Here is a 20,911-nt window from a genome sequence, read left to right on the forward strand (position 1 = left end):
CTCCCGTAGGGGGCGACCATGATCGTCCCTGTTCAGGTGCGGTGGCCTCGCTTGCGGAGGGCAGACCAAGGTCTGCCCCTACGGATGGGCCAGCGCCTACGAAGAGGTTACGGGAGGAGGGAGAGGCTACTCCTCGAAGCGGTCGTTGCAGGAGGCGAACTGGGAGTTGTACAGTTCGGCGTAGAAACCGCCCGCGGCGAGCAGCTCCTCGTGGCTGCCCTGCTCCACGATGTCGCCGTCGCGCATAACCAAGATGAGATCGGCCGCGCGGATGGTGGAGAGCCTATGCGCGATGACGAAGGACGTGCGTCCCGCCATGAGCCGATCCATGGCCTCTTGGATGCGCAGCTCGGTGCGCGTGTCCACCGAGGAGGTGGCCTCGTCCAGAATGAGCATGCGGCGGTCGGCCAGAAGGGCCCGGGCAATGGTGATGAGCTGGCGCTGGCCCTGGCTCAAGTTGCTCGCGTCCTCGTTGATCTCGAAGTCGTAGCCGCCGGGCAGCATGCGGATGAAATGGTCGGCGCAGGCCTCGCGCGCGGCCGCCTCTACTTCCCCATCGTTGGCATTAAGCCGCCCGTAGCGGATGTTCTCGCGCACGGTGCCGGAGAACAGCCACGTATCCTGCAGCACCATGGCGAACAGATTCCGCACATCGGGGCGGGAAAGCTCGCGGATGTCGGCGCCGCCGATACGGATGGCGCCCGCGTCCACGTCGTAGAAGCGCATGAGCAGCTTCACCATGGTGGTCTTGCCGGCGCCCGTGGGGCCGACGATGGCCACGGTTTGCCCGGCGGCCACGCGAGCGGAGAAGTTGCGGATGACGGGCGCATCGGGCGCGTAGCCGAAGCGCACGCCGTCGAATTCCACGTCGGTGGAAAGCGCCGCGGGATCCACGGCGGAAGCCTCTTTCGGCACCTCGGGCAGATCGAGGAAGGCGAAGATGCGCTCGGCCGCCGCGGCCAGGGACTGCAGCACGTTGGAGATCTGGGCCAGCTGGGTGATGGGCTGCGTGAAGTTCTTCACGTACTGGACGAAGGCCTGGATGTCGCCTACCGTGATAGTGCCCGCCACGGCGAAGAACGCGCCGGTGACGGCGACGGCCACATACCCCAGATTCCCCACGAACCCGAGCACCGGCATCATGAGGCCAGAGAGGAACTGCGCCTTCCAGCCGGCGTTGTACAGCGCCTCGTTGTCGGCCTCGTAGGCGCGCACGGTCTCGTCCTCCCGCCCGAAGGCGCGCACGACGGCATGGCCCGAGAACGTCTCCTCCACGCGGCCGTTCAGCGCGCCGAGCAGGCGCTGCTGGGCCACGAAGTGCTTCTGGGAGAGCCTCACCACCACCGCCACGAGCGCCATGGAGACCGGCACCATGACCAGGGCCACGAGCGTCATGATCCAGTTGATGGAGAGCATCATGACAAGCACGCCCACCACCGTGACTGCCGACGTGATGGCCTGGGTGATGCCCTGGTTGAGGCTCTGGCCCAGGGTGTCCACGTCGTTGGTGATGCGCGAGAGGGTGTCGCCGGTGGAGGTCTTCTCGAAATATCCGAAGGGCACGCGGTCGATCTTTTTCGCAATGGCGTCGCGCAGCCGGTAGCACGTCTGCTGCGAGATGTAGCTCATGACCCAGGACTGCACCCACGAGCACGCCGCCGACAGCAGGTACAGGGCCAATGTCGCCAGAAGGATGCGGCCGATGGCGTCGAAATCGATCGAGCCGGTGCCGGCTGCAGAGGCCACAGCGCCGTCGAAGAGCACCGTGGTGGCCTCGGAGAGCACCTTCGGACCCACGATGGAGAACGCGGTGGAGGCCACGGCGAACAGGAGCACGAGCAGAAGCCGGCCCTTGAACTGGCCCATGAAGGAGAGCATGCGCCTCATGGTGGGGCCGAAGGCCAGCGCCTTCTCGCCGCCCATCATGCGGGCCGCCGGGCCGTGGCCGCCGGGGCCGTGCCCGTGGCCGCCGGGGCCGCGCCCGTGACCGCCGCCCTTGGGGATGAAGGAGGGATGCCCGCTCATCGCGCACCCCCTTCGGCAGCATCTTCTTCCGTCTTCCCCTCCGTAGGGGCGAACCTTGGTTCGCCCTCCCCAAGCGGATCAATCTCGCTTGACGAGGGGCGACCGAGGTCGCCCCCTACGGGGATGGGGTCAGCCAGTTCTTCCTCGGTAAGCTGCGACAAGGCGATCTCTTGGTAGGCGGGGCAGGTTTCCATGAGTTCGCGGTGGGTGCCCACGCCGGCGACGCGGCCCTCGTCGAGCACCACGATGCGATCGGCAGCAAGCACGGTGGAGATGCGCTGGGCCACGAGGATCACAGTGGAGCCGGCGGCCCAGGCGGGCAGCGCGGCGCGCACGCGGGCATCCGTGGCGTAATCGAGCGCCGAGAAGCAGTCGTCGAACAGGTAGGCCCGCGGGCGCCGCACAAGGGCGCGGGCCATGGCCAGCCGCTGGCGCTGGCCGCCGGAGACGTTGTCGCCTCCCTGGGCGATGGGGGCGAGCATGCCGCCCTCGCGCGCTTCCACGAAATCCAGAGCGCAGGCCACTTCCAGGGCGCCGCGAATGGCCACCTCGTCGGCGCCCTCGTCGCCATAGGCGATGTTGCTCTCCACGGTGCCTTCGAACAGGAAGGCCTTCTGGGGAACGTAGCCGAGGTTCGCCCGCAGGTCGGCCTGGGAAAGCTCGCGCAGATCGACGCCATCAAGGGTGACCGAGCCCGCCGTCGGGTCGTAGAAGCGCTCGATGAGCTTCACGATGGTGGATTTGCCCGAGCCCGTGGGGCCCACGATAGCGAGCGTCGTGCCGGGCTCGGCGACAAACGACACATGGGAGAGCGCCGGGTCGCCGTCGTCGGTGTAGCGGAAGGAGACGTCGTCGAAGGCGATGCGCGCGCCCGACGCGGCATCGGACCGCACATGAATCGGCGCCTCGGGATCGCGAACGGTGGGCTCGGTCGCGAGCACCTCGCTCAGGCGCTGGGCGGCCACGTCGGCGCGGGGCAGCATGATGGACACCATCCCCATGATGAGGCAGCCCATGATGATGACCATGGCATAGGTGATGAACGCGATGAGGTCGCCGGTCTGCATGGTTCCCGCGGCCACGCCCTGAGCGCCGAACCACACGATGGCCACCGAGGTGAGGTTCATCACGAGCATCATGGTGGGCATCATGAAGGCCATGGCGCGGTTGGTGAACAGCTGGGTATCCCGCAGCTTGCGCGAGGCGGCGTCGAAGCGGTTCTCCTCGAAGCCCTCGCGGTTGAAGGCGCGCACCACCGACAGGCCGTTCAGCATCTCGCGGGCCACGAGGTTCACGCGATCGATGAGCGTCTGCATGATTTTGAACCGCGGCAGCGTGAAACGGAACAGCACGGCGATGACCGTAAAGACCACGGCCACGGCGAGCACGACGATCCATCCCAGCTGGGGGTTGGTGACCATGACCATGACCACGCCGCCGATGGCGAGGATGGGAGCGTAGAGCACCATGCGCATCACCATGGTGCACACGTTCTGGATGAGGGTGACATCGTTGGTGCCGCGCGTGATGAGCGAGGCCGCCGAGAACCGGTTGATCTCGGCATCGGAGAAGGCCACCACCCGCGCGAACAGGCGCCGGCGCAAATCGCGGCCGATCTTGGCGCCGGTGCGGGCCGACACGAAGCCGGCGGCCACATCGAGCACCATGGAGCCAGCGGCGGCGAGCAGCATGAGGCCGCCGATGCGCAGGAGGTAGGCCATCTGGATGGGGAACAGATCGACGCCGGCGGCCTTGTAGCCCGCAAGGACGTCGAGGTCCTCCACGCCCGACTGGGCGATGCCCACGTCCACGATCTGCGAGGTGAGCACCGGGATGGCCAGCTCGCAGCCGGCCTTCAGGAGCAGAAGCAGCATGACGAGCGCCACCGCCCCCTTGTGCTGCCCGAGAAACCGGATCACGCCCACAGCCAACCCTCCCCTACACCGCGAAGAAGGCGAGCGCCGCGTAGACGGCCACGCCGGCCACGGCGGTCCACAGAAGCGACTTGGTCTTCACGGCCACGAGCGCCGATGCCACGGCGGCCACGAGCGGGATGGCCGCCGGCCACACACCCGCATCGAACATGCCGGGGTTCAAAAGGTCGTTGGCCACGAGCGCCGCGAACGCCGCGGGCGGGATGAAGCCGAGGGCCTGGGCGAGGCGCGGGGGCAACTCGCGGCCCTTCAGCAGAAACAGCGGGACGACGCGGCAAGCCCACATGGCCAGCACGCACCCGATGAGAACGAACCAGAACTCCTCCCAGCTCATCGGCGCTCACCGTCCTCATCAGGCGAGGAGTCCTCGCTTGTGGAGGGGCGACCAAGGTCGCCCCCTACGGGGATACAAGCTTCCGTAGAGGCGGAGCCGGATCCGCCCTTCTTGCGAGAAACCAGCGCCGAGAACGTCAGGGCGCACACGACGCCGGCGACGGCGCCGATGAGAATGGCAGGACCGGTGAGGCCGAACGCCTTGCACAGGTACACGCCGAGCATCGCCACAATCATGGCGACGATATTGGCGGAGGTGAACTTCTGGGTGACGAGCAGGCAGATGAAGATGGCCGTCATGGCGAAGGCGGCGATGGGCACGGGGATATCCACGGCCGCCCCCACCGCGCAGCCAACGATGTTCGAGATCGTCCAGGAGCTCTGGGAGAACAGGTTCACCATGAGCGCCCGGTCCACCGACCAGTTGCCCTCGGCGAAGCGCGCCGTGTTCACGCCGTAGGACTCGTCGGTCACCGACGCGGCGAACAGGGCCGAAAGCCACCGAGGGCTGTCGGCGCACTGGGGCGCAAAGGAGGCGGCGTAGAGCATCTGGCGCGTGTTCACAAGGGACACCGATGCCGTGATGGCCGCCACCGAAGAGCCGGCGAGGAACATGTTGGGGATCATGAACTGGCCGGCTCCCGAGTACAAAAGGATGGACAGGAGCGCCACCTGCAAGGGGTTCAGCCCGATGGTGTTCCCCAAAATGCCGCAGGGAAGGCCAATGGCCACATAGCCCAGCATGATGGGAACGGCGGCGGAGAACGCCGAAAGTATGTGCTCGCGAGAAAACATGACGCCTATGATAATCGACTCGCAGATTTTTGAAAGACCCTTCCCCCGATTTCACAGCACGCGCGTCAATCCGCAGCCCGACACCGCTTTTTGCCCAGCGCTGCGCCCTCCCCTGGCATTTTCGCGCCTCCGGCTACGCCCCGCGCGTCAAAAGCGCGGGCCGGGCTGCGGTTTTCGCGCTCCGACCCGCAGCCCGAGGGGACTTTTCGCCGCCCGGCCCCCGCCTCGCGGGCGAAAGAGCGCCTCGGGCTGCGGGCTGCGGGCGGCCGGCCCGCGCGCCGCGCAAGTGGCGCCCGGAGCGGGGCGGCGCGCCCTAGACAGCAGGTGGCCCCGCGGGTAATCAGGATTCCGCGGGGCCGTCTGCTTCATCGGAGATGGCATATATGATGTGCCGGCCGCCGCCGCGCGCATAAGCGGCGGCGGCCGGCGGGCTTCGGCAGGTGGCTTGGCGGGTAATCAGGATTCCGCGAAGCAGTCTGCCTACTCGGAAAGGTCTCAAGTGCCGGGGCGGAGGGCGCTCCGTCCGCCCCGGCGGGCTCCCCTACTCTTTAGGGATCTCTTCTTCCTCCTCGTCATCGTCGTCGCGCCGACGGGCGACCACGGCCAGGACGAGGCCGAGGGCCGCGACCAGGGCCAGGCCGATCATCCACGGCATGAGCTCGTCGCCGGTCTGCGGGAGCTTCACGTAGAACAGGCGGGTTCCCCACGGCGTGGTGAACACGAGGGTGCGCCACGCGTCGGCGTCGCCGGTCATGCCGAGGTCGACCGAGCGGCCGTCCTCCGGCACCCAGTTGTAGGGGACCAGCAGGTTGAACTTCTGGCCGTAGGCGTTGGGTGTCGTGCGCACCGTCTGGAACGCGCCGAGCACCGACATGGCCGGCGTGATGCCGACGCGGCCGCCGGCGCCGATCACGGAGTTGGCCGCCTCGCCCCAGTCGGAGTCGTCGTTCTCGTTGGCGCCCACGTTGATGGCCACCCACTCCTTGCCGTCGGGCATGTAGGAGCGCACCCGGTACAGGTAGGGCTTGTCGTTGCCGTCCACCATGGGCAGGCCGTCGAAGCGGTAGGCGCCGTTGACGTCGGAGTCCATATGGGCCACCTCGGTCCAGCCGTCGTCGGAGCGAACCTTCTGCCCCTCGATGGCCGCCAGGGCCGTCGGGGTGTAGGAGGCGCCGTTGAAGCCGATGGCGTCCACATCGATGACCTTGCGGTCGAGGTAGACCGTCTGGCCCGGCACCGCCACGGCCGTCTCGTCCTGCAGGCCGTCGGCCTCCGGGTCGTCGAAGACCACGCCGGCGATGGCCGCGAGGGCATAGGGCACCAGGCCCGTGTCGTTGTAGTCGGAATCCTCGGACAGCGAGATCACCCACACGGTGCCGGCGGGCCCCAGGATGTAGGCGGCGCCGTTGCCCACCAGATCGCGACGGTCGGAGGACTGGGCCAGCACGATGAGGCCGCCCTGCGGGTCGCCCGGCTCGATGAGCTTGGTGTCCTCGTTCAGGTCGGAGTCGGTGGTGGCACTTCCGCGGTTCATATGGGTGACGCCGTAACCCTTCGGCAGGTCGTCCACCGTCACCTCGAAGCCGTAGAGCACCGTGGTCTCCTTGCCACCCACCATGCGCTTGCCGGCGACGTCCAGGTTGTCGAAGATCCAGTGGCCCTGGCCGTCCGACACGGTGGTCTGGTTGAGCGTCTCGTCCAGATGCCAGCCGGTGCCGGTCGCGTCGGTGCCGAACCAGTAGCGCTTCAGGCTCACCGGCACGTTCGGGATGCGCACGTTCTCGCCGGCATCCTGGATGCCGTTGTAGTTGTCGTCCTGCCACACCACGCCGGCGATGTGCGCCTGGGCGATGCGGAACAGGCCGTAGCCGTGGGCCAGGGAGCTGAACCAGTTCAGGTCGGACCACTGGTTGTCGCCGACGAGCGACGCCATGCGGGCCTGGTAGGCCTCGTAGAGACGCTGGCTGCCGGTGTTATCGTAATAGGGCAGGTTCGGCTCGCCGGTGACGGAGTTGGTCGCGTTGGTGACGACCTTCTCGACCTCCTTGCCGTCCTCGATCGTCGTCTCCAGGTACAGCAGGTTGCCGGCGTTGTCCTTCTGGTGCTTGCCGAAGATGGCGTCGTGGCGCTCCGCGTCCATCTTCTCCAGGTCTTCCTGGGTGGCCGTGGCGATCCAAGCGAGCATCTCGGTCACATAGTCGTCGCTGTAGATGCCGTTGCCGCTACCCTCGCTGGCACCGGCGTCGGCCCGGGCACCCGAGGCGCTGGCGGTCATGACGCGGGTGGTGAAGGTCTCGGACTCGCCGCCGTCGCCCTCGCCCGGCTGGGTGGTGTCGCCGCCCTCGGGCTTGGTGACGTCGATGACGGGCTTGTCGTCCTCGTCGGAGTCGGTCGAGCCGGTGACGGTGCCGCAGCACTCCATGCCGACATGGCTGCAATCCTCCACCGTGCACAGGCCGTTCTCGTCCTTCTCGTGCAGGCACAGGCCGCACTTGTCGCACAGGCCGTCTGCCGCCGCGGCGGCGGTGTCCTCGTCCACGTGGTCGCAGTTCACGTCCTCGTCGCCGCCCGGCTGGGAGGCGTAGGTGGCGTAGGCGCCGGAGGTCGTGGAGGACTCGGAGCCATCGGCCAAACGGGTCAGCACGATGAGGTCGCCGGCCTTCGCCAGAGCCGTGTCCAGGTTGTCTGTGGCCGGCAGGGTGTAGTCGCCGTCGTGGCCGGCAGCATCTTCCACGTTCGGCGCCAGGGCCTGGGTCTCGTCGTCGAAGTCGGAGTTGACCCAGTCGTTGTCCTCGGTGCCGATGTGCTGCAGCGTGGGCGCCCACACGTCCTCGTCCGGGTAGCTCACGATTTCGGCGCGGTAGGAGAACAGCACCTTGAAGGCGGCGGAATCGGACGAGGCCTGGTGCAGGCCGGTGCCATAGGCCAGGAACTGCCAGTGGCCGTTCTCGTCGGTCACGTCGAAGCCGGCGCCGGGCACGTACTCGTAGCCGTTCTGATCGAAGAACTTCTCGTCGTCATCGGCCACGTCCAGCGCCTGAGTGGCGGTCAGCGGCAGGTACGGGTAGTTCGTGCCCAGGCCGTCCTTGGACAGGTCGTGGCGGCCGGTCAGATCCTCCAGCATATCCTGAGTGAAGGTCCAGTCGCGGCGCCACACGCCCTTCTCGTCCTCCGGCGTCTCGGCGCCCACGAGGATGGTCAGGTCGCGCTCGGCGTTAGTCCAAGCGCTGTAGATGACCAGCTCCTCGACGCCGGCCGGCTCGTCGCCGTCGCCAGTGCCGCCGCCAGTGCCGTCGCCAGCGGCATCGTCGTCGGCCTGAGTCGTCGGCTCGCCGCCATTGCCGGTGTTGTCGGTATTGCCGGTATTGTCGGTGTTATCGGTATCGTCGGTATCCTCGCCGGGCACGACCTCCATGTAGCTGGTGAGGAACTCGGTGTGGTTGTGGTACAGCACGTTCAGCTTCATCAGGTTCTTCGTGGCGGCCTCGGCGCGCGCCGCGCCCTCGGGCATGGCGGCCACAGACGCGTACAGCTCGTTGATGTAGGCCGTCATGGCGTCGGCCGCGGCCTTCTGCTCCTCGGAGGTCATGGTCTCGCCCTCGTCCGGCTTGAACGGGTCGGCCATGGCGACGATCTCGTCGTACTCCTCGCGGGTGAGTCCGGAGTTCTCGAAGCTGCCGTCGCCGCCGGGGGTCTGGCCGGGCACCTGCTCCCAGTAGCCGATGCCGGTCTCGTCGTACCAGTAGCGCACGAGCCGCACGACGGCGCCCTCGATGCGCTCCTCTTCCTCGTCCATGAGGCCGTCGGAGTTCACATCGTTCCACACGTTGCCGTCGATGAGCACCGGCAGCTGCTTGGTGAGGCCGGCGTCGAAGGCGCGCTTGTAGTACATGCGGTTGGCCAGGTCGTAGTTGGTCTTCAGGTAGCGGACCGCGTACGCGCTCGACAGGATGCCGCCGGTGAGGTCGGCGTCGTCGGCGATCTTCTCGGCCACGACGGCGTACACCTCGTTGACCTTCTCGTTCTCGGCGTTGACGTTGTCGGTCAGCGAGGACTCGAAGGAGGTGAGGTCGGAGTTGTCGCCGGTGCCGGCGCCCTCCACATGGAAGCGGCTGGCCACGTACTCGCCGGAGTCGTCCACCACCTTGATGGCGTAGCCGGTCAGGTACGGGGTGGCCGACGTGAAGGCCGGATCGCTGGTGGCGAGCTCGGTCTGGCGCGCCTCATAGGCGGCCATCATGTCGGCATCGGCCTTGATGGCTTCCACCTGGCTGGCGGACAGCGAGACGATCTCGGAGGCCGAGAGCTGGCGGATCATGCCGACCGACACGGGGCGCTTCTGCAGGGCCACCAGGTCGGAGGTGGAAAGCGCCGTGCCGTTGGCGTTGGCCACGCCGTAGGGCTGGAACACCTTGTCGATGTCCTCGCCCGGAGCGGCCGGATGGTCGACCTCGCTGCTCACGAGCACGTAGCCCGGCAGGTTGTCGAAGTCATAGACACCCTCGGCGTCGGTGTAGGTCCACAGCTGGTGATCCTCGATAATGAGGCCGCCGCAGACATCGCAGCGCCCGTCGGGGCCTTCCGTGCCGGCCTCGTCGTTGTGCTTGGCGTCCACATGGGCCGCCGTGCTCGTCTGCTTGCCGCAGATCTTGCAAACAGAGGTATGGGTGTTGTCGAAGTTGTCCTTCCACTCAAGCTCGGTGTGCTTGCACACATCGGCGCCGCAGCCGTCGCACATGCCGTTGCCGTTGGCGTCGGCATGGGGCTCCTCGCCCAGCACCTCGTTGCAGTCGGCGCAGGTGACGGTGTGGACGTCGGCATCCTTGTAGGTGTAGGTGCGGTCGTGCAGGTGCAGGCAGTCGCCGCAGCCGTCGCAGCGGCCGTCGCCATCGCCGTCGGAGCAGGCCTCGTTGGTCGCCGAGGCGGTGCATCCCTCGGCGTCGCACGTCCAGTCGTGGGTGCCGTTCTTGTTGCCCGTATAGGTCTTGTTCTCGTGGGTGCAGGTCTCCTCACCCGGGTCGGTCACCTCGGTGCTCTCGCCGTCGGCGAAGCCCTCGGTCTCCTCGGTGGCGGCCAGTGCCATCCGCGCCAGCGAGAAGCTGCGCATGGCCGGCTCGGCCACGATGCGGATGCCCGCATCCTCGCCGGTACCCGGCTCCACGGGGCTCGGGTTCTCGGGATCGGTCGTCTCGCCCGGGTTCTCCGGGTCGGTCGGGTTCGGATTCTCCGGCTCGACCGGGGTCTCGGGCACCTCGACGTCCTCGCCGTCCTTGTACTGGCGGCCGCCGTTGAGGTTGGTGTTCTCCACCCAGTAGCCGGAGTCCTTCAGCTCGCGCACGCCGGCCTTGTACAGGGCGTCGTAGTCGTAGGTGCGGCCGGAGCGAACCAGGTACACCTTGTCGTCGGCGCCGGACACCACGTTGCCGCCGCGCGACTCCACCAGATGCAGCTGGCCGTCCGGGTAGTCGTCGTTGGCCCGGTCGCGGTCGAGGAAGAAGACGTTGTTGTCCTCGTCTTCCAGCAGCTGGTTGCCGTGGTTGTCGTAGGTGGGCACGAAGTAGTACTGGGTCAGGATGACGCGCAGGCCCTCGACGCCCTGCTCGGTCTTGTCGCGGTCGTCGGTGTCGATGCGGTCGTCGGAAGTGTCGGAATCGTTCTTGCCGTCGTAGTCCTCGTCGTACCACGCCTGGCCCACCAGGCTCGAGCGGTCGGGCGGCACGAAGCCGGCGTTCATGGCGTTCTGGTTCTGGCCGATGGCGAAGTCGTAATCGAAGGTGCCGGTCACCGTCTCCGTCGTCGGACGGCCGTTGGCGTCGACAGCCTCGTGCTTCTCGGACCAGCCGTAGGCGGTGCGCTGGTTCGCCCAGCTGGCGCCATCGACCAAGCCGGCCAGCACGATGCGCCAGGCGGCGTTGTTCTTCGAGATCTCGCCCTCGACGGTCTCGCACTCCTTGATGGTGCACGATCCATCGGAGTGCGTCGCATCGGCGGTCTGGATGTTCTGCTCGTCCAGGAACACCGGGTAGTTGTTGGTCTCGTAGCGGCTCCACACCTCGGCCATGCCGTCGGTGTTGGTGTCCTCGTGCTGCTCCTCGGCCGTCACCATGGGCTGGACGCGGGAGTTCACCACGTCGTGGGCGGTCGTCTCGGCCTCGAAGGTGGTCACAAGCAGCGAGGACATGCCGTCGGCGGCTTTCTCGCCGTTCACTTCCACCGTATAGGAGGCAAGCGCGTACTCGTACTTCTTCGCCGTCGAGTTCCAGGTGCGCACGGCCGTGGGCAGCTGATCGAACAGGTAGTAGCCGGACACGTCGTGCAGCTCGGTCGTACCGTCCTTGGCGAGCGCCTTCAGGTTCTCGTTGTCACCGGTCAGCACGGCCACCTTGCCGCCGCCCAGGTAGGTGGAGTTCGGCACCGTGAAGGTGAGGCGCTCGGCCGGGGAGGCGTCCACCATCTGGCCCGCCTCGTTGCGCACCTTGTAGGTGCCAGAGGTCGGGTTCAGCGTGTCGGTCTTCGCCTCGGTCACGCCGTCGGCCACCTTCTCGGCCATGACGTTGCCGTCGTTGCCGAAGTGCGGGTTGAGCTTCCAGGTTCCGTCGGCGCCGAGCACGTACTGCTTCAGGATGACCTGCTTGTCGTTGTAGCCGTACTCGAGGTAGTCGGCCTCGGTCTTGGTGCCGTCCTTCTCGGTGGTCACGCGCGTCTCGGTGTTGTAGTTGTACAGGCCGTCGTAGTCGGCGTCCTCCCAGACGTAGCCGTCGATGGCGTAGGCGGGAGGCTTAATGAGGCCGCCGTCGTTGTGGTCGCGGCTCGCGCCCATCATGAGGTCGTAGGCCACGAGCGTCTTGCCACCGACGGTGGCGGTCATCGGGTCCTTCACTTGCACCTTGCCGTCGGCATCCAGCACCGGGTTTCCGTTCTCGTCCAGCACCAGATTCGGCGTCTGGTCGTCGTTGTTCGACGCCGGCGCGTAGACGATGTTCGACTCGTGGGACACCAAGCCATCGGGCGTGGTGCCGTCGTCGGCCACCGTCTCCAGAAGGATGATGTACTCGTCGGGCTCCACCAGCTTGTTGTCGCCGGCAAGGTCGGAGTTCTCGCGATAGCCGGCGCCGGTCAGGTGGTACTTCGCGCGGAAGAGCTCGTTTTCGGTGACGCGCGGATCGCTCACGCGCACCTTGTAGCCGTAGGCCACCCACGTGTCGGTGCCGTTCACGTTGCGCAGGCCCGCCGTCTCGAGATTGTCGAAGCGGTAGGTGCCCGAGCGGTACAGATCGGGCGTGCCGGTCAGCGCGCCGTCGATGTCCTCGCCGAGCTCGGTGGGCTTCGTCTTGTCGGTATCGCGCTCGATGAGCACACGATCGGTCGTGGTCACGGCTGCAGACGCCGTGTTGCCGGCAGCCCACTTCGTGGTGTCGGGCACCCAGTTCGCGCCATCGAAGTAGTAGCGCTCGAGCGTGACCTCGTAGCCGTCGAGAGCCTCTTCCTCCTCGACGACGTTGCCGTTCTCGTCGAAGGTCACGTCCTGGATGCCGTTGTTGTTCTCATCGTTCCACAGCACGCCGGAGATGGACTGCAGGGTGGGGTGCACCATGCCCATGTCGCCGCCCTGGACAACCTTGGGCAGCGGCACCTTATGCTCCCACGCGCCGCCGTTGCCGTCGGGAATGGAATCCACCACGACCGTTTCCATGTCCACCGTGAGCCAGTCGTAGGCCGCCACGCCGTACAGCGGCGCGTCCGGACGAACCAGCTGCTCGGTGCTCACGCGGGCAAAGTCGCTCGCGTGAGCAAGCTTTGTCTTATTCTCTCCCTCGGTCACGCCCTCGCTGGCCACCACGATGCGTCCGCCGTGCTCCTCTCCGTCCACATCGCCCACCGAGGTGCGCGTGCCAGCGATCTCAAGGCCGCCCTCGGCCGCAATGACGGTGCGGTCGGTAACGGTGCGGCCCAGGCGCACGGTCTTGCCGTCGCCCTCGTATTTTGCGAAGTTCACCACGCCGAAGCGGTCGGTAGAGGCCACGTCGGACTCCACCTCATCGGCCTTGCCGGCGTGGTAGCGGGTGAGCATCCAGCTGGTGCCGTTGGCCTCGACGTCGGAGCCGTCGTGGGCCAGGCCGTCCACTTCCACCTCGTAGCTGGCCAGCGAATAGGTATCGCCGTACATCGGGGCCGAGCCGGCCGGGTAGTCGGTGGCCTTATCGGCGTTCACCAGCGTGGTGCCGGCATCCGCGGCGTCCGCCTTGCCGACGTAGCGCGGCGCGAGCTCGATCTCCTTGTGAACCTCGTCGCCGCAGCCCACCCAGCTGGTGGGCAGGTTGTAGAAGGCGTAGGTGCCCGGATCCAGGTCGTCTACCACATTGCCCAGGTAGTCGAGGCCCAGAGGACCGGTAGTCACCGTGCGGTCGCCGTCGCCGTTGATGACATACTGGACTTTCCCGTCGCGTACTGTTTCGGTCTTAGTCGGATTGTAGGTGACCACGCGCTCCCAATCGGGATTCTCGGCGGTGCCGTTGTTCTTCCAGGTGACATCGCCGCCAAAGGCGCGGGTGCGCACCCAGAAGCCCAGGGAACCCTCGTCGCCGCGAGCCGCGCGCACATCGCCCGCCGCGCCCTGCTCGGCGCGGTCGTACAGCAGCTGCCACGCGAGCTCGAGCGTCGCGTCGGTGGACTTGTCGATGGTCTTCATGGCCTCGATGGGATCCATCTTGTCGATGCCCAGCTTCTCAAGATCCTCCTTGGTCAGCAGGTTGTAGACCAGATGGGCATGGCGCAACGCGAAGCTCTTCCACAGGTCGTGGGTCACGTAGTGCCACTGGGTCAGCGCCACGGTGCGACCGGGCAGGCCGTTCTCGAAGGCAGGCTGGTAGATGCCGTCGTAGGAGCGCTCGCGCTCGGCGCGGTCGAGCACCGGGTTGCTGGCGGCCCACTGGTCGCTGTAGGAGTCGTCCCACACCACATCGGTGACGGAGGTCTCGGGAATCTTTATGAAGCCGCCGTCGCCGCCCTGCTGCACCTGAACGTTCTCGTCGGTGTCGTAGGTGACGCCCTTGTACTTCTTCCGGGTCCTACTGTTGGTGGAGCTTTCCACCGCCTCGTGGGCTACGATGACCATGCCGTCGGCGCGGCCGGCCGGCACGCGGTTCTTGAAGGCCGCGTTCGTGTCGGTATCGCCCATCGCCGGCACGGAGTCCTGCATATCGATGAAGCGGTTCACCAGGCCGAAGGCCTTGGTGGTGCTGTCGAGGGCGTCCAGGCCCTCGGAGGTGTAGTAGCGGAAGGCATCGGACTCGGTGCGCATGCCCTCGGCGTCACCCGCCGCCACCACGTCGTCCAGGTCGCCCGCGACGTGCGGACGGGTCAGGGTGTAGCCGGCGATGGCCTCGTTAGGCACCTGCTGGTAGAGGTCGGCCGGGTTGGTGTCGGCCACGGCTACGGTGTAGCCGCACAGATACTCGCGGTCGCTCGCCTCGCCCAGCTTCTGGGCATCGGGCTTCTTGAAGCTCGTGGGCACAAGGTCGGTGCGGTACTGGCCCAGCTCCAGATCCTCCTCAGGGTCGGTGCCGTAGGAGGTGGTGAAGGGATAGTACGGGTCGAGCACACGGTTGCCGTCCTCGTCGAGGCTGTAGGTGCGCTTCCACGTGCCGTCCGGGCCGCCGGTCTTGTCCGTGTCGTCCAGGTAGTACTTGGTCAGGCGGATGCGCACGCCGCCGATGCCGCGCTCGCCCTCGGAGACGAGGTTGCCGTCCTTATCGTAGACATCCTCCTGGCGGATGCCGTCGTAGTTGGCATCCTCCCAGATGTAGCCCTCAATGGGAGCGGAGGGCGGCACGATGTAGCCGCCGTTCATGCGGGTCTCGTTCTTGCCGAAGGCCAGATCGAACGAGGCCAGCGGCGCGTCGCCGTTCTTTTCGGCGGAGTTCACCACATACGGCGTGCTGCCCGTGCGGGCGCCCTTGGCATCGGCGGTGGTGGAGCCGGCCAGCACGATGACGGAGTCCATGGTATGGATGTCGCCGTTGGAGCTGAACTTCTGGCTGCGGACGAGCGGGAAGGTCTCGGGGCCGTAGCGGTAGGCAAACGACGAGGTGCCGCGCACGTTGGCCTTGCCCTTGGAGCTCCACTGATCAACCAGGTAGTTCGGGGCAGCAAGTTTGTTCTTCACCGGGTAGTCGGAGGTCTGCACCTCGTAGTTGCCCGGCTTGAAGTCGGCGTTGCCGCGGATGGCCACGGTGTAGCCGGCCAGGTACTCCTTGCCGTTGGTGAACACGCGCACGGGCAGGTCGTCGAACTGGTAGTAGCTGTCCGCTTCCTTGCCGGTAACGCTCTTGTTGCGGGTGGTCACCGTCTTGTAGTAGAAGGGCGCCTTGGTCGTCTCGGTCGGGCTCCAGTCGCGATCGTTGCCGTACTCCGTGAACGCGCCCTGGGGCACCGGGAACCAGTGGTCGGCCGGGGCGTCCGCCTCGGGGTTCGCGTTGCCGCCGTTGGTGCGGTCGGGATCGTAGTACCACTGGCGCAGGTACAGCCTCGTCGGGCGATCGGGCACCGGCTGCTTCTCGGGGTTCTTCAGCTCGATGGTCATGCCAGTGTTGACCATATCCTCGTAAGTGCCGGGAATAAGGTTGTAGATGCCGTCCTTGTAGTCGTTGTCCTTCCACACGTAGCCGCCGATGGCGCGGTAGGCCGGAGCGATCTCGCCCACGTCGCCGGCCACCTCGGTCACTACCGGATGCGTCCACTGGTAGGTGGCCGCATCGGCGGTGTCCATGGCGTTGGATACCGGGATGTCGGCGAAGCTGGCCTGGATGCCATCAGTCTTGCCGTTGTTCACCTCGGCCAGGATGACCTGGCCGTCGTTGGCGCGCACCGAGCCGTCTGCCGCGTAGCGGTGCTGGATGGGCCAGCTCTGGTACAGGGCCTTGATGGCGCCATCGGTGATGTCGAGCTCATCGGCGTTGCCGGCCACGCCCGCCTTGGTGCCGGGCACGTCGGAGTCGACGGCGAGCCCTTTGGCGGTCGCGTCAGCGTCGGCGAAGCTTACGGGTTGATGCGGCGTGGTGATGTGCCAGGGGTCCCGCTCGCCCTTCACGTAGCCGCTCTTCAGGTAGTTCTTGGGGGCCGCCAGCTCCACGCGGTAGGCGGCAAGGAAGTACTCGTCGATGCCGCTGTTGGCGTCGAGCACCACCACGGCCGTGGGCAGGTTGTCGAAGACGTACTCGCCGTCGACCACGTCCACCAGCTTGTAGCCGGCGGCCTCCTTCGCGTCGGCCACGACCTTCTGGGCACCTCCGGCCGCATAGGTCTTCACGGCCACCACGCCCATCTTGTTGCGGGCATCGGCACGGTTCTCGCCGTTGCTCACAACCGGGATGCAGACGACCTTGCCCTGGTCGGTGATGTCGGTCGGATCCTTGACGATGGTGGCCTTGGTGGTCACCCAGTCGGAACCGAAGCCGATGTTCTGCACCCAGGCACCCACGGCAGACGCCTTGGCCGTATCGTCGGTGGACTTGGTGCCGTCAGCGGCGACCCATTCCACGAGACCAGCGTCATCGCCGGTCTTGATCTGGGCGAAGGCCGCGGCGCCCTTGGGCACGTAGTGCCACTGGGTGGCAAGCACCGTTTCGCCGACAAGCCCTTGCTCGTCATCGGCGCGGACGCCATCGGGAGCCGTGTTGTCGTCGGATTCGGTGTCGTCCCACACGATGCCGGTGATCTGGGAGGTAGGCGCCTTGAAGAGACCCGTGTTCACGTGCTCGCGCTTGAACACCTGGTTGGCCACGTCGTAGGCCACGCCTTCCATAGAGAAGGTGTAGGGGGTGTTGGCGGCCGGCGTGGAGGAGTTGGCGGTCACGATGAAGCCAGTCTTCTCGGCCAGGCCCTTGCCGTCCTGCTCCACAGGCTTGCCATCGGCGCCGGTGATGGCGCCGTTCTTGTCGGTAGCGGCGAACTGCGGGTAGCTCGTCACGATGGCCGTGTCGTAGCCGTCCACCATGGCCGAGCGGTGGATGTCGCGCTTGGCATCCGAGTCGGCGTTGGTGGCCCACACCGGCGAGGAGCTCTTGTCGCCGTTGTGGAACACCGTGAGCACGTGGCCCTCGGGCAGGTTCGGCTCGGGCAGGCGGTAGGACGCCATGGCCAGGGTGTCGTCGGTAGCCGCGGCATCGCCGGCCGCCACCGGGTTGTCGTTGGTGTCGAACTGCACGTAGGGCAGAAGCCCGGCGGTGTTGTCGTCGTTGAAGGCGAAGGCGCCATCGGCGTCGGTCTTCATGGTGTAGAAGCCGGTATGCCCGGTGACCACGGTGGCCGTGGTGCCGGAGGCCTCGTCGGTCACAGTCTCGGTGACCTTGTCGCCGAAGGCCGGGTTCTTGATCCAGGCGCCCACGACCGCGTTCGCGTCGTCGCGCACCAGCTCGATCTCGTAGTACTCCTCGCCGGTGAACGTCTTGGCGGGACGCAGCTCGGTGCCCTTGTTGTTCACAACGTTGGCAGCGGTGAAAGTCACCTTGCTGTAGGTGCGCTTCGCCTCGCCTTCGCCCTCGGTCACCTCGGCCACGGTACCCGTGCCCTCAAGGTAGAACCACTGGGCGAGCTCAACGTCCTGGCCCTTGCTAGGTAACAGAGGAGAAACTTCGGAAAAATTTTTTCGTCGAGGAGATTTCCGTGCAAAAAACCCGACCAACGGACTCAGCATTCGAATCCGTTGGTCGGGTGCTTCAACCTTGGCGCAAACGAAGCGATCCGCCCCTCTTTTCAATCGAGGGCGAGCGGTTTTACTTCATGAGCTTTTGGTGAGCGCCTCGCAGGCCGCGACTGCCGCCTGAAGGTCGGACTTGTGGCTCTCCCAGTACTCGTCAAGGGCCTGGCGCATAACCTCGGCTCGCGTGATCTTCATGACCGACGCCAAAAGGTCGGCGTGTTCTCTCTGCTCGGCCGTCATGGGCACCCGCACCTGAGCGGTCATACGTCCGCTCGTCCCCTCTCCGGCTTGGACCGGCGGCTCGGCCTCAACGCTTTTCTTGCGCGGCTTGCGCGTACGGGCAGCGGCCCTAGACGCGCCGGCGGCCCGGGAAGGCGCGTCCGCATCCTCCACCGCAGCAGCCGCCGCATCGGCGGTCTCAGTTGTCCCCGCCGCACCGGCGATTTCGGCCGTCCCCGCCGCACCGGCGACCTCGACCATCCCCGCCGTATCGGCGGCCTCGACCATCCCCGCCGCATCGGCGGCCTCGGCCGTCCCCGCCGCGTCAGATGCCGCTAGCACTGAGGCGATGCCGTAGGAGACCGATGGGATTGCCTCGCACCGAGGCTCTTCCGTATAGTCCTCGGCGAAAAAATCGGGCATCGCGGCGGCCTGGGTCACATCAAGGGAGGCGCTTCTCACCTCATGGGTTCGCGACCGTCTCGGCGCCGCCTTCGCGCCGTCCTTCTCGGACGATCTCGCCGAGCTGCCCGAAGGGGAGATCCCCCTCTCGGGCGCCGCCAGATCCTCCTGGGCGGCGCCGATGTAGGCGGCTGCCGCGCGCGCCGCATCCATCTGGGCGCGCAGATCCTTCTTAGCCATTGATGTCCTCCAGCAGCTCCTCGATGAAGAACCGGTAGTCGTAGGCCACCTTCGCCGAGGGGGCGTACGCGAAAAGTGACTGTTTCACCGCTTGGGACTCCTTGATGACGGTGGCCTCGCGAATACAGGCGCGGAACACCTTGGTATCGAGTTCGGCCGCCATCGCCTCGGCGTCCTCACGGATGATCTTCGATATGGGCGTGCGCGGGTTGTAGCGCATCAGCAGGATGCCGGCTATCTTGAGATCGGGATTGGTGTACTCGCGGATGGCCTGGATGGTGGCCGCCAAATCGGTGACGCCGTCCAGGGAATAGGCATCGGCCTGAGCGGGTATGACTACCCAGGAGGCCGCCGTGAGCGCGTTCACCGTGAGCGTGTCGAGCGCCGGCGGCGTGTCGAGGATCGCGAAGTCATAGCGATCGGAGACGGCCTCCAGCGCCTTGCGCAAGCGGTAGTCCTTCCCCACCGAGGGCATGAGGTCGTCGGCCTTCCCGTTCAGGCGGCTGGCCGGCACGGCATCGTAGCCATCGATGGTCTGCGCCGCAGCGGCCACGCCCGCCTCGCCCGTGAGCACGTCAAGCGACGACAGAACGCCGCCTGTCTGAGCCTTCAGCGTGGTGGAGAGGTTCATCTGGGGGTCGAGGTCGATATAGAGCACCCGCGCCCCGTCTTCGACCAGCTTCGCCCCGATGGCCAAGTTGGTCGTCGCCTTCGCAACGCCGCCCTTTTGAGAGGCGGCCGCCAGTGTGATCATAGCCTTCCCTTACTGCCGCGACGAGGCCTCGCCCCACTGCGCCGTTCTCTATGGGACGTACTATTACATATAATGTTATGTTGTCTATAGGGTTCTAGAGTTCAAGGGGCTTCCAAATCCCATCTTCGGTAATGATGGCCGTGACGAGGGCGTAGGGCGTCACATCGAAAGCCGGGTTGCGCACCGTAACGCCGAAGAGGGGTTCGGCGAGCACCTCGGACGAATCGCGCTCCTCAATGGAGATGTCGTCGCCTGTCTTCGTTATGCAATCGATGGTGCTTCTTGGGGCAGCCACATAAAACGGAATTTGGAAATGACGAGCCATGATCGCCAGCCCCAAGGTGCCCACCTTGTTGGCCGTATCCCCGTTGGCGGCGATGCGGTCGGCCCCGACGATCACGGCATCCACCTTCCCCTCGGCCATAAGCGACGCCGCCATATCGTCGCACTGCAGCGTCACCGGCACCCCAGCGCGCGCCAACTCCCACGCCGTCAGGCGCGCCCCCTGGTTCACCGGGCGCGTCTCGTCGGCATAGACGCGGTTGATAAGCCCTTCTTGCGCAGCCGCATAAACAACGCCGAGCGCCGTGCCGTAGAAAGCCGTCGCCAAGCTGCCCGCGTTGCAGTGCGTGAGGATGTTGAGACCCTGCCGCCGAACAGGTGCGGCCACGCGCGAAGAGCCGTCGATGCCATGGGAGGCCTCCGGGGCGTCTCCCCTCCCGTCCCGTTTATCCGCAATCTCGCGCAGCAGCATGGCCCCATGGGCGCCGATACGGCGGTTCACCGCCTCGTCCTCGGCAATGAGGGCCCCTGCGAGCCCGTAGAGCGCCTCGGCCGCCTCTGCGGCCGTCTTGCCGGCGCTGCGGGCCTCCTGGGCCGCCTCCACGGCCCTGCGCACGCCCCAGGACAAGTTGACCGCCGTCGGCCGCGCCCCGGTGATCACGCGGGCAGCCTCTTCCAAGCGACGGTCGAAATCGGCACGAGCGCCCTCCCTCCCGAAACCGCCACCTGCCTCCGGATCGCCTTGCCTCACGAGGTTGGCGGCGCTCTCGTCCGCCGCGCACTCGAAGGCGGCCAGCATCACCGCCGCCGCCCCCGCCACGCCGATAGCCGGCGCGCCGCGAACGGCCAGCGTCTTCACGGCATCCACGACCTCGCGCCAGTCCGCGGTGCGCACAAGAGCCAGATCATCTGGCAGAAGCCGCTGGTCCACGAACCCCACCACGGGCCCTCCCTCGCTCTTCTCAACCCAGATCGTCCGCGGCAGGTTCCCCAAATCAAGATTCATGTCATATCTTTCATATTAGCACTTTCGTGCATGATACTATTGTGCTATATTAATCGTGGCAGGTGGTGTGGTCGCCTCTTCTTCGGAAGGAGCTACCATGGTTTCTTTGCAAGAGCTATTCGCGTTCTGCTTAATAGTAATTGAGCTCATACGCTTGACGGTAGACCTTTTGAGTCGAAGAAAAGAGTAGAAGAGCCGTCCCACCAGCAGCGGAACGGCCC

General features: G+C 66.3%; 8 protein-coding genes. All 8 read right to left on the reverse strand.

What is annotated here, in order from left to right:
- Nucleotides 1-126: 126 nt before the first annotated feature.
- Entirely contained in the window at nt 127-2,025 is a 1,899-nt protein-coding gene (locus ACYVRU_RS01185; protein WP_461185623.1) for an ABC transporter ATP-binding protein, read from the reverse strand.
- Nucleotides 2,022-3,950: an ABC transporter ATP-binding protein gene (locus ACYVRU_RS01190; protein WP_461185624.1), complete on the reverse strand. Its 1,929-nt coding sequence runs from the start codon at nt 3,948-3,950 to the stop codon at nt 2,022-2,024. Before ACYVRU_RS01190 ends, ACYVRU_RS01185 begins: the two co-directional genes overlap by 4 nt.
- A 13-nt stretch (nt 3,951-3,963) precedes the next feature.
- Nucleotides 3,964-4,293 carry an AzlD domain-containing protein gene (locus ACYVRU_RS01195; RefSeq protein ID WP_114540037.1) on the reverse strand — a complete coding sequence of 110 codons (330 nt, stop codon included), beginning with the start codon at nt 4,291-4,293 and terminating at the stop codon, nt 3,964-3,966.
- A complete protein-coding gene (locus ACYVRU_RS01200; protein ID WP_461185625.1) occupies nt 4,290-5,087 on the reverse strand; it encodes an AzlC family ABC transporter permease in 798 nt (265 codons plus the stop codon). The genes ACYVRU_RS01195 and ACYVRU_RS01200 overlap by 4 nt, the downstream gene beginning before the upstream one ends.
- Nucleotides 5,088-5,628: 541 nt before the next feature.
- On the reverse strand, nt 5,629-17,643 hold the full coding sequence (locus ACYVRU_RS01205) for an SdrD B-like domain-containing protein (protein ID WP_461185626.1): 12,015 nt from the start codon (nt 17,641-17,643) through the stop codon (nt 5,629-5,631).
- Between the two features lie 222 nt (nt 17,644-17,865).
- On the reverse strand, nt 17,866-18,648 hold the full coding sequence (locus ACYVRU_RS01210; RefSeq protein WP_114540034.1) for a hypothetical protein: 783 nt from the start codon (nt 18,646-18,648) through the stop codon (nt 17,866-17,868).
- Complete coding sequence (locus ACYVRU_RS01215; protein WP_461185627.1) at nt 18,641-19,402, reverse strand: ParA family protein; 762 nt, start codon at nt 19,400-19,402, stop codon at nt 18,641-18,643. Before ACYVRU_RS01215 ends, ACYVRU_RS01210 begins: the two co-directional genes overlap by 8 nt.
- A 94-nt stretch (nt 19,403-19,496) precedes the next feature.
- Entirely contained in the window at nt 19,497-20,690 is a 1,194-nt protein-coding gene (gene mtnA, locus ACYVRU_RS01220; RefSeq protein ID WP_114540032.1) for an S-methyl-5-thioribose-1-phosphate isomerase, read from the reverse strand.
- Nucleotides 20,691-20,911 lie beyond the last annotated feature (221 nt).

Source organism: Adlercreutzia sp. CNCM I-6216 (genome assembly GCF_977113345.1).

Coding starts and splice junctions, on each gene's coding strand:
- ACYVRU_RS01185 (WP_461185623.1), bottom strand. CDS start 2,025: ATGAGCGGGCATCCCTCCTTCATCCCCAAGGGCGGCGGTCACGGGCGC.
- ACYVRU_RS01195 (WP_114540037.1), bottom strand. CDS start 4,293: ATGAGCTGGGAGGAGTTCTGGTTCGTTCTCATCGGGTGCGTGCTGGCC.
- ACYVRU_RS01200 (WP_461185625.1), bottom strand. CDS start 5,087: ATGTTTTCTCGCGAGCACATACTTTCGGCGTTCTCCGCCGCCGTTCCC.
- ACYVRU_RS01210 (WP_114540034.1), bottom strand. CDS start 18,648: ATGGCTAAGAAGGATCTGCGCGCCCAGATGGATGCGGCGCGCGCGGCA.
- ACYVRU_RS01215 (WP_461185627.1), bottom strand. CDS start 19,402: ATGATCACACTGGCGGCCGCCTCTCAAAAGGGCGGCGTTGCGAAGGCG.
- mtnA (WP_114540032.1), bottom strand. CDS start 20,690: ATGAATCTTGATTTGGGGAACCTGCCGCGGACGATCTGGGTTGAGAAG.